Source organism: Candidatus Obscuribacterales bacterium (assembly GCA_036703605.1).
Taxonomy (GTDB): Bacteria; Cyanobacteriota; Cyanobacteriia; order RECH01; family RECH01; genus RECH01.
In genome coordinates this window covers 1-15,696 of sequence record DATNRH010000113.1, presented here as the reverse complement: position 1 = coordinate 15,696, position 15,696 = coordinate 1, and the positions used below count along the sequence as shown (strand labels likewise).

Annotated in this window: 11 protein-coding genes; 7 read left to right on the top strand and 4 right to left on the bottom strand. The window is 53.0% G+C overall.

From position 1 onward, the window contains the following. Positions 1-985: 985 nt before the first annotated feature. The 3 genes from serA to glsA all read left to right on the top strand — a co-directional run bounded on the left by serA (position 986) and on the right by glsA (position 4,812). Complete coding sequence (gene serA / locus V6D20_02360; GenBank protein ID HEY9814639.1) at positions 986-2,578, top strand: phosphoglycerate dehydrogenase; 1,593 nt, start codon at positions 986-988, stop codon at positions 2,576-2,578. 247 nt (positions 2,579-2,825) lie between these two features. Then, entirely contained in the window at positions 2,826-3,734 is a 909-nt protein-coding gene (prmA, locus tag V6D20_02355) for a 50S ribosomal protein L11 methyltransferase (protein HEY9814638.1), read from the top strand. A gap of 166 nt (positions 3,735-3,900) precedes the next feature. Further along, the gene (gene glsA / locus V6D20_02350) at positions 3,901-4,812 is read left to right on the top strand and encodes a glutaminase A (protein HEY9814637.1); all 912 of its coding nucleotides are present in this window, start codon (positions 3,901-3,903) and stop codon (positions 4,810-4,812) included. Positions 4,813-5,060: 248 nt separating this feature from the next. On the opposite strand, the gene V6D20_02345 is transcribed toward glsA, so the two are convergent. The 3 genes from V6D20_02345 to V6D20_02335 all read right to left on the bottom strand — a co-directional run bounded on the left by V6D20_02345 (position 5,061) and on the right by V6D20_02335 (position 8,770). After that, positions 5,061-6,839: a DMT family transporter gene (locus tag V6D20_02345; GenBank protein HEY9814636.1), complete on the bottom strand. Its 1,779-nt coding sequence runs from the start codon at positions 6,837-6,839 to the stop codon at positions 5,061-5,063. A 667-nt stretch (positions 6,840-7,506) separates the two neighbouring features. After that, positions 7,507-8,277, bottom strand: coding sequence for a pentapeptide repeat-containing protein (locus V6D20_02340; GenBank protein HEY9814635.1), 771 nt, complete (start codon positions 8,275-8,277; stop codon positions 7,507-7,509). Positions 8,278-8,512: 235 nt separating this feature from the next. Next, complete coding sequence (locus V6D20_02335) at positions 8,513-8,770, bottom strand: hypothetical protein (protein HEY9814634.1); 258 nt, start codon at positions 8,768-8,770, stop codon at positions 8,513-8,515. Positions 8,771-9,191: 421 nt separating this feature from the next. Between V6D20_02335 and V6D20_02330 the strand changes: the two genes are divergently transcribed. The 3 genes from V6D20_02330 to V6D20_02320 all read left to right on the top strand — a co-directional run bounded on the left by V6D20_02330 (position 9,192) and on the right by V6D20_02320 (position 12,918). Continuing rightward, a complete protein-coding gene (locus tag V6D20_02330; GenBank protein ID HEY9814633.1) occupies positions 9,192-10,631 on the top strand; it encodes a nucleoside transporter C-terminal domain-containing protein in 1,440 nt (479 codons plus the stop codon). Positions 10,632-10,667: 36 nt separating this feature from the next. Further along, entirely contained in the window at positions 10,668-11,417 is a 750-nt protein-coding gene (locus V6D20_02325) for a hypothetical protein (protein ID HEY9814632.1), read from the top strand. Positions 11,418-11,730: 313 nt separating this feature from the next. Beyond that, complete coding sequence (locus V6D20_02320) at positions 11,731-12,918, top strand: DUF3747 domain-containing protein (GenBank protein HEY9814631.1); 1,188 nt, start codon at positions 11,731-11,733, stop codon at positions 12,916-12,918. Positions 12,919-13,307: 389 nt separating this feature from the next. On the opposite strand, the gene V6D20_02315 is transcribed toward V6D20_02320, so the two are convergent. After that, positions 13,308-14,180: a phosphatidate cytidylyltransferase gene (locus V6D20_02315; protein ID HEY9814630.1), complete on the bottom strand. Its 873-nt coding sequence runs from the start codon at positions 14,178-14,180 to the stop codon at positions 13,308-13,310. Between the two features lie 389 nt (positions 14,181-14,569). Between V6D20_02315 and V6D20_02310 the strand changes: the two genes are divergently transcribed. Continuing rightward, positions 14,570-15,298: a response regulator transcription factor gene (locus V6D20_02310; protein ID HEY9814629.1), complete on the top strand. Its 729-nt coding sequence runs from the start codon at positions 14,570-14,572 to the stop codon at positions 15,296-15,298. Positions 15,299-15,696: the final 398 nt, after the last annotated feature.

Sequence of the window (15,696 nt, the reverse complement as noted above, 5' to 3'; positions counted from 1 at the left end):
AAGAATGACTGACATTGCCAAGAAGAGTGGTAGCTCTTGGCGACTCCTGTGCTTTGAAGGCAGTGCTTGCAGGGTAGCAGACAAGAGGGGGCGATCGCTGTCTTGGGATGAAGTACCTGGTTAGATGACAGAAGTATGTTTCGAGTGAATTTTATACGTTCAACAAGGTCGGTTGATGAAATAGACTCTCAAGTTATTCTTCTAACCTTTGACTGAAAGAATTTTGGCGTTGCTGAATGAAGATATGAAAGTGGAAAGTGGGCAAGATGCTTACACTACATTGATTATGAATGAATCGTGAGCGCCCATTATGTTGCTATACAGCAATGCCCGAATTCTATTTATCCGGCCGTAGTTACACATCTCGCAGGTACAAATCTGACAAGTCATCACATCCATCAAATAGATCACCAGATCACCTGATTCGCGACACAGGTTGGATGCTTAAAGACATGCTTAAATTCTGATACCTATCAACTAGGCTTGATGCTCAAATCATGGTTCATATGTACTGAATTGACAAGTGTCCATCAATGGTGATTTTTGATGCGTGGAGCTCAAGTGCGTACTAAGTTCCGTGCGATGGTACAGGCGATCGCTCCCCGTTTTCTTAAGCCCTGAGGGTTTGATCTCTAAAATGGGAGAGAAACCAGGAAAACCTGCTGAAACGTTGCCTCCTGTAGAAGAGACTGAGCGATCGCCCCTTGTCTGTACTATAGAAAACTCTTGGAATTCGGTTTAGAAGCTGGACAAAACCCAGTAGAATTGACACTTGGGCGATTTCTAGTTGTTGTCTGTTCCCACAGTGCCACAAGATTTTTGCACCATTCAGACTGATGTGCAGCCGCATAGGGTCTTGAGTGGTTTTCGCCCTCGCTGCTCCCATAGTGCTCCTGTATGCCTCAGTCGCCACTCCGTATTTAAGCAAAGTGGTGCGATCGCTCCACTTTGAGGTTGTTTGTGTTACTCAACATATCTGCTGATCATGCCAAAGGTTCTCGTTTCTGATCCGATTGATAAAGTCGGAATTGATATTTTGTCCCAGGTCGCTCAGGTTGATGTCAAAACCAAGCTATCGGTTGATGAGCTGATTCACTGCATTCCGGAGTACGACGCCCTGATGATCCGGTCGGGCACCCGCGTGACGAAAGAGGTGATTGAGGCGGGTTCTCAGCTCAAAATCATCGGTCGGGCTGGGGTCGGCGTTGACAATGTAGACGTGCAAGCGGCTACTCGACGCGGGATCATGGTTGTCAACTCTCCCGAAGGCAATACGGTTGCTGCTGCAGAACATGCGGTGGCCATGATGTTGGCCCTGTCTCGCCATATCCCTGATGCCAATCAATCTCTGAAGGCGAACCAGTGGGATCGCAAGCGGTTCACCGGGGTTGAGGTGTATAAGAAGACCTTAGGCGTCGTAGGGCTTGGTAAAATTGGCTCCCACGTTGCCACGATCGCCCGTGCTATGGGTATGCGCCTGTTGGCCTACGATCCGTTCCTGTCTATGGAGCGGGCGGAGCAAATTGGCTGCCAGTTGGTGGAGCTCGATTTGCTGATCCAAGACTCTGACTACATCACCCTGCATTTGCCCAAAACTCCCGAGACCTACCATCTTATCAATGCAGAGATGCTGGATAAGATGAAACCCACAGCCCGCCTCATCAACTGCGCTCGCGGCGGCATTATTGATGAGTTGGCGTTGGCGGACGCTCTGAAGCAGGGCAAGATTGCCGGGGCGGCGCTGGATGTCTATGAAGAGGAACCCTTGGGTGAATCGCCTTTGCGGGATCTGGGAACCGAGATCATTCTGACGCCGCACCTAGGTGCATCGACGGAAGAAGCTCAGGTGAACGTTGCCATTGATGTGGCGGAGCAAATTCGGGATGTGTTGCTGGGGCTGCCGGCACGCTCGGCTGTGAATATTCCTGGTTTGCGTCCTGATCTCTTGGAAAAACTGCGTCCCTACTTGGCGTTGGCGGAAACCTTGGGTAACTTGGTCAGTCAGATGGCTGGCGGACGCATCGAGTCGCTCAACATTCGTTTGCAGGGTGACTTAGCGGTCAATGAAAGTCAGCCCTTGGTGATTGCGGCCCTTAAGGGGTTGCTCTCCCACGCGCTGCAAGAGCGGGTGAACTATGTGAACGCTACCATCGAGGCCAAGGAACGGGGGATTCACGTCATTGAAACCCGGGATGCGTCGGTGAAGGACTACACGGGATCGCTGATGCTGGAAGCCAAGGGTTCTATGGGCAACCATTCCGTCACCGGAGTAATTTTGGGCGACGGCGAAATCCGGATCACCAACATTGATGGCTTCCCGGTGAATGTGCCGCCCAATCGCTATATGCTGTTCACCCTGCACCGCGATATGCCGGGTATTATTGGCAAAATTGGGTCGCTGCTGGGTAGTTTCAATGTCAACATTGCCAGTATGCAGGTGGGACGGAAGATTGTCCGTGGTGATGCGGTGATGGTCTTGAGCATTGATGATCCTCTGCCGGATGGAATTTTGGCGGAGATCACCAAGGTCCCAGGTATCCGTGAGGCCTACACCGTAGCCTTGGGTGCCAATACTTAGATCTCGGACCTTAGTCCTCGGAGCGATCGCTCTTGTTCTTGGCTCAGATGGGCTGATGGCAGGGCGATCGCCTCTTAGGTCGGGTCGGTTGGGAATACTGCAGTAGCACAGCGGTGAGCCCCAATCATTAAGATCGGCCACAGGATTAGCCTTAAGGGTTGGATTACCCCCTACTCTGTGAGGTGGGTTCTGAGCATCATCATGGGGTAGAAGGCAGTTTCATCATCCAATATGAGGGACGGTTGTCTTGGTCAATAGCTGGTGGGAAATCCAAGTTTTATGCGATGCAAATGCCGAAGAGCTAGTCTTCTGGCGGCTGGAGAAGTTTGGGTGCCGGGGTACATCGAGTGAGACCAACGGCAGCAACTGCTTGATGAAAGCCTATTTGCCTCAGTTTGAAGCCCAGCTTTTAGATCTGTCTGCGCTGTCTATTTGGCTGCAACAGGATGCTACCTTTGCCGGTTTGCCCACGCCCACGGTGCGCTGGCAACTGATTGATGAAGAAGACTGGGCCAGCAGTTGGAAAACCTACTGGCATCCCCAAGAAATTGGCGATCGCCTCTTAATTAATCCATCCTGGATAGAGCCACCGACCAACAGCGATCGCCTGATTCTCAAGCTCGATCCCGGGGCCGCCTTTGGCACCGGCACCCATGCCACCACTCAGCTTTGTTTAGAAGCGTTGGAAATGCGCTTGGGCGCTACCGCTACCACGCCCGAAGGTGGTGATAATTTGGTGATTGCTGACATTGGCTGTGGGTCGGGTATTTTGTCCATTGCGGCGGCTTTGATGGGGGCGGCCCATATCTACGCGGTTGATACCGATCCCTTGGCCGTACGCTCGACGCGCACCAATCGCGATATGAACAATATTTCTAAGCATCAGCTGATGGTGCAAAAGGGCAGCTTGTCGGACTTGGTTGCACAATTGACGGAGCCGGTGGATGGCATTTTGTGCAATATCTTGGCAGAGGTGATCCTCGATTTGATTCCCATGATGGGAGACATTGCTAAGTCAAGTACCTGGGGGGTGCTCAGTGGATTGCTGATTGAGCAAGCAAAACCCGTTGCCGATACTCTCGAACAACATGGTTGGATTGTGGCGACTCTTTGGCGGCGCAAGGACTGGTGTTGTTTGAATATTCGCCGCTCGTAGATCCAAGTTCCCCTGATCACTGGACGTGAGGGGGATGGGCAGGGTGTTGAAAGATAACCCAGATTGCTCCCATGGCATGACATAAAGGGATCCCTGTTTTCTGCTCAAGAGAGTTGGAGAAGGATCGACAGGATGTGATAGCAAAACCAATTAGGAAAGGGCAACTGTGATTCCATTAGATTTGGTTTCGGTAGATGCGCTTGAGTCTTTGGCAAAAAACGCCCAGCAGCATACGCAATCAGGTCAATTACCCACCTATATTCCGGCGCTGGGCCAGGCAAATCCATCAGGATTTTCAGTTCACCTGTTGACGATCACGGGCCAGGCTAGGCAGGTGGGCGATCGCCCTCTGCCGTTTGCGTTGATGAGCGTGATTAAGCCATTTATCCTGCTCTATGCCCTAGAGCAGGTTGGGGCAGAGTCGGTGCTGCGCGGTGTAGGCATTCAGCCCTCCGACCATGCCTACAATTCCCTGGCCCAACTCGAAGCCGATCGGGGCTTTCCACGGAATCCTATGATCAATAGCGGGGCGATCGCCCTCTGCAGTCGTTTGCCAGGAGCCACGCCCCATGAGCGCTGCCATCGCCTTTGCCAATGGCTGAATGACCAGGCCCAGACCCATCTGGCGTTGGATGAAACGATTCTGGCCTCTGTGCGCGATCGCCCCAATGAACACAACCAAGCGATCGCCCGTTATTTAGACGTGACGGATCATCTAGCCACATCCGCCGCCGAGGCGCTGGATGTGTATGAGCAGCTTTGCTGTCTGTCGGGCACAGTGTCTGACCTAGCTCAGTTAGGTTTGCTGCTGGTGGCCGGAGCGATCGCCCCTCACCATCGACAACTGGTCACCGCCTTGATGATGACCTGCGGACTGTACCAATATTCCGGGCGGTTTGCCGTGGAGGTGGGACTGCCTGCCAAGTCAGGGGTGAGCGGTGCCGTGTTAGCCCTGGTGCCTCGTCAGGGAGCGATCGCTTGCTATAGTCCACCCTTAGATGCGATCGGTAACTCGGCGGCCAGTATTTGGTTTCTGCGCCAGCTATCCGCCCAATCGAATCTCAATGTATTTGGCTAGATCTGTTGAGAGTATTGGGCTAGTTGGTAGCATGTGTTAGGTAAAACCGTAACGCATCCAAGCCCCGTGAAACGGTGCGTTACGGCTTCGCCTAACAGAACCCTACTGGGTAAGGTCTAGGACTTATGTTGACAGATTTTGGATTTGTATGTGGTGGCCTGCTCCAAGAGAGATTTAGGGTGTAGCTTGCTTCCCGCAGGGTGAGCCCAGAAACATGGGATGTACCCCGTTTGGCTCGGAGAATTGGGCTAGGACTTGGGGCGCTGCATCACCATCTTTTCAAAATTCATGGCCGTCACCCCAATGGTCACAATCAACACCCCAATAATTTGTACCGTTGCTAAGGCCGTGCGGGGGCCCGGCGTAATCAAAAAGGCTAGGAGAGCCGTCAACACTGGCCCGCTAGAGGCAATAATCGACGCCCGTGCCGCTCCCATATAGCGCACACCGTAGTTGTTCATCAAGTAGCCCACTAAGGTCAAGGCTCCCAGGACAAAACCGCTGGCCAAGAGTCCTGCCCGCCCTTGGGGATTGAGGGATAGACCATAGTCAAACCCTGTGATGGGACTGGTGAGCGGTAGCACAATTAGGCTGAGGCAAGTTAAAACAAAAATGGTGAAAAACTGGATGACGCTGACCGGCACCGGATGGAGTTTCCGGAAGCTAATCTGCATGGCAATCAGGTAAAAGGCGAAGGCAATGCCGGAAATGATTGCCGTGCCAATGCCCCAGATCGACAGTTCACCTGTCCCGACCAGTCGCGGCCAACTGGTGAGAACAACCCCCAGGAAAATGGCGATCATGACTACGACACGCAGCCAACTAGGGCGATCGCCAAAAAATATCCAGGCTAGGGGCGCGGTAATAATGGGGTACATGAATAGAATCGTTACGGCGACGCCTGGCCCCACACCGGCAATGGAAATATAGATTAAGACCTGCGACAGAAAGAGGAAGAAGCCGCTGCCTACGACGCTACGCATCAAGCCATAGTCTTGGGAGAGGCAAAAGCCCTTAATTTCGCTCCAGGTTTTGGGGTAGATGACCATGGCGATCAACGTCATCAACGGCACCACAATCAACATGCGAATCAGCAGTACTAGGATCGAGTTGCCTAGGCTAGACAGGCTAATAAATCCGCCTAGAGACCAGATGTTGAAAATGCTGCTTTCGTTGCCAATGACACCTACCACAACGTTGTGTAGCGACAGCGCCAAGGTAGATCCCAGCACCATAATGAGGCCCAGTTGGAACGAGGAAAGCGATTGAGCTGGCGGCGGCGATGGAGCAGGAGCTGCCATCGGGGACGGGGAGCCGTTACGATAGGCGGTGGCTACAGAACCCTCTGGAGGGGGGGATGGACTCCACGAGCTGGGGGAGGATCCCATATAGCCATTTTGGTTGGAGGGACGCACCTGCGATCGCCGCACTTCGTCTTGAAGCTGTTGATTGAGACGGCTTACCAGCACTTCTAAAATAGCTTCGCCCTGCTGCTGCATCGTTTGCATCCGATTGAGCTGTTGGGATAGGGAGCTTTGATAGCTGCTGAGGTCGCGCTTGACGGAGGTGAGCGTTTGGTTGAGGCTGGCATCTAGGGAGTTGAGCACTCGATAGGTAGCGTCATCCTGGCCTATGGGTGCAGTGGGGCGATCGGCTAAGGTTGGGGCTGGCTCAGTGCGATCGGGCTCTTGGTGCATTTCGCTGAGGCGATTTACCATCAAGGTCTGGAGATGATCCGCGATCGCTTGCGCCATTTGCGAGGCCCAAATTTGCTGCTGAGCAATTTGCTGTTGGGAGAGTGTTGCCTCTTGATGGGTGGTTAAATCTTGCCGCCGAGACTGCAGCGCATCAATATCGTTCATCAGCTTTGACTTCTCGGTTTGAAGTCGGCTCACATCTTGGCTTAGTTGAACCACTAAGCTTTGCTGTAGCTGCTGCAAGTCTTGGCTCATCTTGGCCAAAACTTGGTCAGGGTGATGCCCCTGGTCTGAATCAGAAGTATTCGGTAGATTGTTCAGCGACTCCATCCGTATGCAACCTCTAGCACGGCGGTTAATGCGTGATGATCAAGTGAATGATGATATCGGTGTGGTTTAAAGCACTTCGACCCTATATTAATAACGTCTTCACGAGAGACGGGCAACTTACTAACTTAGCAGTAATGAATCTTTAACTAGTTCACCCGATTTAGGGCAGGTATGGTTGTTATCTCGTCTATCCATTGTGGGGCTCGCTGCCCAATACAGGCTGCTACCTCAGGCTGCAAACTATCCACCATGGAATTCAGCGACGAGGTAGTTTGATGCACTGCACCATGCATCTCACTTTTTCTGTGATTCCAACGTTAGGTTATGGATGCCATCGGCTTCCATAGGTTTCAGGTTTGCTTCCGAGGCTAGTCTGTCCATCATTGCAGATAGCACCGTTGACAAAGTATAGAAGACTGCCAGCAAGAATGAGTCATTTCTGGAGCATCTATTCTCGTTATTTTAGCCGGATCGCCATCCAAGCTCCTTGTTCAATGTGGGATCCCGATTCTGATGAGAACAGTGAGCGATCGCTTGGGTGAACCGCGATGTTGCACGACCCGTGATCATTTCTCCAGTCTATCCTGACGTTCAGCAAGCCCATGCTCAGGTGGGGGCGATTGCTAGGCGGCGGTTTCCTGATGAAAAATTGTATAGATACGATCGGTTACACCGAGGTGTTGACGGCCAGATCCACCGGCACTTGGGTGGCACCTCGTAGATCAATCTGCTGAAGATCGACGCCAGTAAACGTTGCGTTGAGAAGATTAGCCCCTACCAAAGACGCCTCGGATAGGTCTGCTTGGCTGAAGTCTGCTTGTTCTAGGTCACTGAGGTTGAAAATCGTGGCGTGACAGAGGGCCTGTACTAGGGTGACAAAGGCTAGGTTGGCCCCGCTCAAATTCGCCTCTTCCAACTTGGCATGGTTGAGATTGGCATGGCTAAGATTGGCCCAGCGCAGATGGGCAGTTGTTAAATCAGCAGCGCTGAAGTCAGCATAGCGAAGGTCAGCGGCGCTCAAGTTAGCATCGGTGAGATCGGCACGCTGGAAGTTAGATTGTCTCAAATCCGTATGACCCAGGTTGCAGCCCACCAAACAGGCTTCGCTAAAAATGGCATCTCGCAGCACTGCTTCACTGAGATTTGCGCCCCGTAGGTTGGCATTGCTGACATAGGCTTCGCCCAGGTAAACCTCGCTGAGATTGGTGTTGGAGAGATTGGCGTCGCTCAAAATTACCCGACCGAGGTCAGCCCGAGATAGATTGGCATTGCTGAGATTGGCATTGCTGAAATCGGTTTGGCTAAGGTTGGCCCGCTGGAGCTGGATGCCTTGAAGATCAGCGTCAGATAGATCGACATAGGCCGGATAGGTACCTCGCCAGTGGTTCCATACGTCCACGCCCTGCTTCAGTAGCGCTAAGTGTTCTGCATTAGCCATGGCTATAGTTCCTTCACACGAGCATCTCATGGGGGATTGGCAAGCAGGAGCGACGACGGCTACGGAGGGAGGCTCATGGTCGAATAGACCCAAGGATGATGGGCTCCTGCATCTCAATCTGTGCTTGCTTATTCCAGAATGGAGTGACCCTGTCCGGACTATTGCAGGACTCGGGGCGATCGCTCAACGTTGTAGGGTCCCCAACGGAGGCATCCTTGATTGCTCTAGGATCGCTCTAGGGCTCATCCCCATCCTTTTTCTGCCAATCCTGAGGCGGGCGATCGCTGCTCCAGGCCCACCAAGCCTGACCGCATTCACAATCATAAAACTCTTGCCACTTACGGCGATAGTCATCGCTGATGACGGGAGCACGGCGGTTAATCCACACATGGTTGGCCTGCTGCGATGATGCGCCGCAGCGAGGACAGCAAAAAGACAGGGCATGAATGGCTGGTTCAGTCCATTGAGGTGGCGTGGGGTCAAAAGCATCCATGAATTAGCGAGCTGGAAGTAGGGGTGATCATGCTGGCTATACCCTGTGTTTCGGGGCTTTTGCTGGGGTCAAAGGCTGTGATGCAGGGGTACTTGTCCTCGACTCATCGATGGAATCAAAGTCGGCTGAAAGACTGCCTTTAGCTTATCAGCTCTGTCCAAATCTGGGCGCTGGGGAGCGATCGCTACTATTCTTCACAGCTTTAGATGCCGGGATGGAGGGCAGACGTAGCGATGGTGGGATGAATTACCTTCTGTACCCAAGACACTGCCACCTGGATTGCAAAAAAACGCAAACTTTCTGCCGTGCAACGTCAAGAAATCATACTATGATTCCCTAGAGTCAACGTCGAATGGCAGTGGCGATCGCTGCATTTATCCTCTGCAGCAGCCTACGAATTATCGTGGAGTCAGTCAAACCTGTGAACCTTCTCCTTAATCTCATTTCATTAGTCGGGATTTTTGTTCTTTGCTTCATTGCTTGGCTTGGCTCCGAACACCGCCGAGTGATTCAATGGAACGTTTTAATTGTTGGGATTACGCTGCAATTGTTGGTGGGCATCTTGGTGTTTGGTTTAGGCAGCTACCTGATTGATGGCATCAACAATATTATTAACCCTATCCTAGATGCCTCGGAAGCTGGCGCTAAGTTTCTCTTTGGTGGCCCAACGTCTATCCTAGCGGTGGATCCTGCTGCCAATCCGGGCCCGGGGCCTGCTGGTCGCTGGATTGCGCGGGCGGTAGGAGATGCCTATGTGGCTATTCCGGGCGATCGCCTTGGCCCAGATACCTTAAATCCAGGTTTCTCCTATGTGCTAGCCTTTCGAGCGTTACCCCAAATCATCTTTTTTGCGGCGCTGGTCGCTCTGCTCTATCGGCTCAACATCATTCAGCCCGTGGTGCGGGTGTTTGCCTGGGTTTTCAAACGCACCATGAATATTAGTGGCGCGGAGGCTTTAGCGGGAGCAGCCAATATTTTTGTGGGCATCGAATCAGCGATCGCCGTCCAGCCCTTTTTGCCGAAAATGACCCGCAGTGAACTCTGCGCCATTTTGACCAGTTGCTTTGGATCCATTGCTTCATCGGTGTTAGGGCTCTATGCCGGATTTTTGCGGGGGAGCTTTCCCGACATTGCTGGGCATTTGGTCTCGGCCTCAATTTTGACCATTCCAGCCTGCTTTGTGATTTCCAAACTGCTGGTGCCCGAAATAGACGAACCCGAGACCATGGGGCATGTGCCTGATGATGTGACGGAAGGTAATCCGGAGAACCGGCCTTCCCCGGTTGATAGCTTGATTATCGGAGCCCTAGATGGGGTGAAGATGGCGGTGGGGATTGCGGCAGTTTTGATTGCCATTCTTGGCGTTATCGCGCTGTTTAACGCTCCCTTCAACCAAATCGCCGTGTGGATTGATGGAGTAGATGTCAATCCTCTGCTGTCTGAATTCCTGCAGCAGCCGTTGCGCAACCTAATGGCGATGCTCTTCCTGCCCCTCACCTTTCTAACGGGGGTGGCGCTGGACTGGCAAAATCTTTGGCTGGCATCAACCCTCATTGGGCAACGGCTGTTTGAAACCAACATTCCCCCCTACCTAGCGCTCAATGGATTATCCCAATCGGGAGCCATTAGCGATCGCTCTCTCCTGATTGTGAGCTACGTGCTCTGTGGTTTTGCCCACTTTGCGTCCTACGGCATCTTCGTGGGAGGACTGTCGGCGCTGGTGCCAGAACGTCGCTCCGAAATTTCTGCCCTAGGGTTCAAGGCTCTCTGGGGTGCGACCCTCGCTACCTTAATGACTGGCTGTGTAGCAGGGGTGTTCTTCGGCTTACTGGGCGAACCTGCCAGTATCATTGGTCGCTAATCGTCTCGTTCTGTCCTACTGCGTCATCTCTACCCTATGAAACGTACCCAATGGTTCATTGGTTTAATTGGTCTTACGGCTGCTGTGATGATTTTGCTGCAGGGACAGCCGTGGTATCTGCCCGTCTATGCTCAAGATCCAGCGCCTGCTCCGACACCGGAGACCGTCTCAGAAGAGGCACCGGCGGCTGAGGAAGTCCCAGAAGCGGCTGGCGAAGCTCCGGCACCGGTGGCTGAGGAAGCAGCGACTGACGAGTCTCCAGAAGCAGCGACTCCGGCAACAGCCGCTGAGGAATCTCCGGCTAGCCCTGAAGCCACCACCTTGCCAGCTCCTAGCCTGGCGTTAGCAGAAGAGGGTTATCAAGATCCAGGACAGCGCTTTCAGGTGGGCTTACTGGCAGACTACACCCAAACCATGCTGGCAGGGGTGCCCATTTTTGAATCCCCCGATGGCACCCTGGCCTACACGGTTGCCCTGCGCCCCCGTGCCACCGATGTGGACTTAAATGCAGGAGCCTTATCTCAGGTGGCGATCGATACCTTCCGTACTGGAGAAGGGTTGCAGGTCGGTGCCTTTGAGCCAGTCACCGATGGAGCCCGCCTACCCTGGACGGGAACGCTCACCATGGGCCGCAATACTCAGCCCATGCAGGGGGTGATGCTGGCGCGGCAGGTGCCAGGGCGGGTGTTGTTGCTGTTGATTGCGGCTACGGCGGAAGCGGCAGACCAGGTAGAGGCCGTTTATGCCACGCTTGAACCCACGCTGACAGCCCCAGACCCTGCCTGAGGAAGACCTGTAGGTCTACCCCACAGGTTCCATGCCACAGGACAGATGGCCAACTGGCCCCCGATCGCCCCTTGGAGGAGATGATGCTCTCCCTGAGGGGCGATCGCTTGTTAGCCCTTTATCTGTAAGGGTTTGAGTGCTATGGATCTAGATCAATAACAGTCCTAACCAAGATGGCGATCTGGCCCAGTTGAAAAAGCCGACCGATCGCTCCCCCAGCCTCTAGGCAGCTAGATGATGATGAATTCATTGCAAGAGACACCAACGTTCTTGCTCATCCAAAGAATCTCGTCTATCTGTTAAGGAGTCATCTATGAAATCGTTCCTCCACCGCATCGCTGCCCTGACCGCCGCTGCTACCACCCTTTCTGTTAGTGCGTTCTCAGCCCTTCCAGCGATCGCCTCCAGCCCCTTCGGTCAGCAAGACGTTGATCAAAACAAATTTGTCGCCGTGGCATCCCCCATCGGCGGTGGCAGTTCTCATCAGCTTTTGATCCTCGAACAAGTCTCCAATTCCCGAAGCTGCTGGAATGAAGTGGGTAATGCTCCCGTTGAAATCGATCCCCTCTTGCTGAGCTTCGATTTCACCGGCATCTGCGGTCGCAGCACGGATAGTAATGGCTACTCCATTCGCATGAATGGTGAAGACCTAGGAACGCAGTACAGCCTGCGAGTCACGCGCAAGGATGGTGAAATGGTCTTGGTGGGTGTTCCTTTCCGAGGTCAGGGTGAAACCCTCGAAATTGGTCGCTCCAACGGCATCACTAATAACTTTGCCAAACTTAGCCTTGATGATGGCTGGCGGTTCACCAAGCGTACCTATGACGGACGCACTCTGGGTCATGTGTATCTCACCTATGACGATGGTGGCGCTACGCCCGATCCCAATCCCGGTGGCGACTCTAGCTTCCGTGACATTGCCAACGATATCTATGCTCAGGAAATCAATACCGCTGTGTCCATGGGCTTCATCGCCGGATTTATGGAAGACAACACCTTCCGCCCCCAAGCCCAACTGACGCGGGAACAACTGGTCTCCATGGTGCTAGAGTCGCTGCAAACCTTGCCAGATGTAGAGATGGAATTGCCCACGGCCACCTCCCGTAACCCCTTCCCTGACGTGGCGGCTTCTCGCTGGAGCGCAGCTAAAATCCAGTTTGCCCAACAAAGCGGCATCGTCACCGGTTATCAAGATGGCAACTTCCGCCCAACCCAAGCTGTGACTCGTGCAGAACTGATGGCGGTGCTCCGACGCGCGGCAGAATATGCCCAAACCCTCCAAGGTCAGCCTACGACGTTGCCAGGTAATCAAGCCTCGTTCAACTTCACTGACATTAATGGACATTGGGCCAACCCCCTGATTAGCCAAATGTCTACTTACTGCGGCGTTGCCTCGCCCTTGAATGAGCGGGGAAGCAACTTTGCACCGGATAGCGCTGCTCAACGGAACTATGCTGCCGCTGCTACTCTCCGGATGTTGGATTGCTCGACTGAGCAATAGAGAAGTGGAGGGCGATCGCTCTCCCTGGATAGGATGGATGCTCTGTTAGTCCAGTTCTGTTAAGCCTGTTTCGCAGACGATTAGATTCTATGGATTGGGGTTGGATGACTGGGTCGTCCAACCCCTTCTTCATGGTGAGTATGGGTGATTGTGTTGAGATCGGATGGTGGCAGATGGGAAGACAGCAAAATATTAAGGACTATCACGGATTGTCAAGAAAGACGTTGTTATGAATAGTTCTTTATCATGAATTGACTATTGTGTAGGTATCTCAGTTCAATACCGTCAGTCACCCGTTATAGAAGACTGACTTATCAAAACGCCGGCCCAGGATGCGATCGCACCCTGGGTTTTTAAATAGGGTTGGGGTCAGGGCGAACATTCCAGCCCTAGCGGGTATAGCCCAACAGGGGCAGCAGCAGGGTCACAAAATGGTAGACCAAGGGGGCGGTGAAGACGTAGCTGTCGGTGCGATCCAAGATGCCGCCGTGACCGGGAATGAGCTGCCCAGAGTCTTTCACCCCGGCGTCGCGTTTCATCATCGATTCTGTCAGATCGCCCATTAAGCTAGCTACGCCAATCAGAAGTCCTAGGGCGGTACCCGTGAGCCAAAAAGCTGGAAACTCTAGGAGTCGTGCCCCAGCGATCGCCACGAGCATACTGCCGGTGATGCCAAAAACAGCCCCTTCGACGGTTTTCTTGGGGCTCAGCTCGGAGAGTCGAGTTTTGCCATAGAGTTTGCCAAACACATAGGCCCCAATATCCGCTGCCCAGATGCAGGCAAAGGTAATCAAGGTCAGGGTTAGCCCCAGGGGGAGATCCTCTAGGGCCCAGCCGTTTTGTGGCCAATCACCCCAGAGCGGTAAGCTGGCCGCGTTGCTTTCCAGCGATCGCAGTCGTACCCAGTAACTGGGGAGGTAGCCGCCATAAAATAAGCCCAAAACGGAGGTAGCAATGTCAGCGATCGTGGCAAATTTGGGTTGGAAGAGTAGATAAAAGCAAATCATGGTGCCAGCAACGGGCATGACGGCATCGGCTAGCTCTGAGGAAAGAGTAGCGACGACTAGCATGGTGAGGCTAGCAATCAATGTTGTTTTGGCGGCAGGCGCGATGCCTTTAGCCCGAGCGAGCTGGAAGTATTCTTGTAGACCGAGGTAAACAATGATGCCAAACCCAGCCGTGAAATACCATCCACCCAAAAAGATCATCCCAAGAGCCAGGATAATCGCAACAATTGCACTGAGGAGGCGGGCTATCGACATAGATATTACACAACGCGGCTCTAAAGGATGAGTGAACTAGGGTATACCAAAAGAGCTTAGGGCTGAAAGTTTTCGATATCTGTGGGTAGCAAACCGAGCCAGCCTTGCGGATGACAAGATGATACGGGCCGAGGCTATGGCTGGTTGAGCAAGGATCAAGCCTTCAGGTTTTGTGGCCCTCTCACGTTCATCAACACGGTCGATCGATCCAAGAATCAGCTATCCTGATTGCACTGACCGTTGGATGACCGTTCTGATTTCACCAACCATCGTTAGAATGATGGCGGGTTATCAGTGTGGTGATCCATCGCAATGATAAAGTAAGACTCGCTGGAGACCTTCAGTTTCAGCAGCTTTTGTCTTTTTAGCGTAACGTAACCCTCTCAATAGTGGAGCTGCTCTACCGCGTGAGCGACATCGGGATGAACCTAACGATCGCCGATCAACCCCCTCGAATCCTACTGGTTGAGACAGATGATGTTCTGGCTCAGCAGATTAGCCTCGATCTCCAAGAAGCTGGCTATGAACCGGCGATCGCCCGCAATGCGATGGTCGGTCTTCAGCAGGTCAAAGAGTTTCAGCCAGCTTTGATTGTGGTGGATCGAATGCTCTCTAATGAATCGGGCATAGAACTTTGTGAGCAATTGCGGGCTTCCGGTAGCCGTATTCCCATTGTCTTAATGATGGTGCGCGAGTCGGTGGAGGATCGGGTGGCTTGCCTGGCGGCCGGAGCAGATGACTATTTTCTCAAACCTTACCGCGTGGATGATTTTCTGCGGCTTATCCGGTTCTATCTTCAGCCGGATACGCCCAATGCAGAGCAGTTGCGTTTTGGGGATTTGATTTTGGATCTATCTACCCGTCAAGCTATTCGGGGCGATCGCACCATTGACTTGACGATGAAGGAATTTGAGCTACTCAAGTTTCTCATGGAACATCCAAGGGATGTGCTGACGCGGGAGCAAATCCTTGAAAATGTTTGGGGGTATGACTTCGTGGGTGAATCGAACGTCATTGAGGTGTATGTGCGCTACCTACGCCTCAAGATTGAACATGATGGCGATAAGCGGCTGATTCAAACCGTGCGCGGGGTTGGGTATGTGCTTCGCGAAACCTAAGGTTCGCGTTAGCCGTCTGCTGAACTACACCTGTTCCCACGCGTCCGAACAGGGATGGTTGAGTATGGATGGGATGATGGGTCGCGTCTATCTCGGTGGATCGGGATCGCGATACTAGCGATCGCTCTCTCGATGAAAGCAACTTGTCCAATTAGTGCGGGTGGGGCATGTATCCGAGCGAATAGGGGAATGGAGCCAGTTTGGCCTACCGCGATCGCTTGAGATCTCAACCACTGCCTAGCGTTGATTTACTTAAAACTGCAAGCTATGGTTTACTCTGCTTCTGCGATCGCCCTCATGATCAGCCTCAGTATCATGAGCATGGGCTGTGCGGCTCCCTCGACGGCTGAGTCCACTCCTGCAAGCAAACCGCCCGTGACTGTTTCTTCTCCCGATAC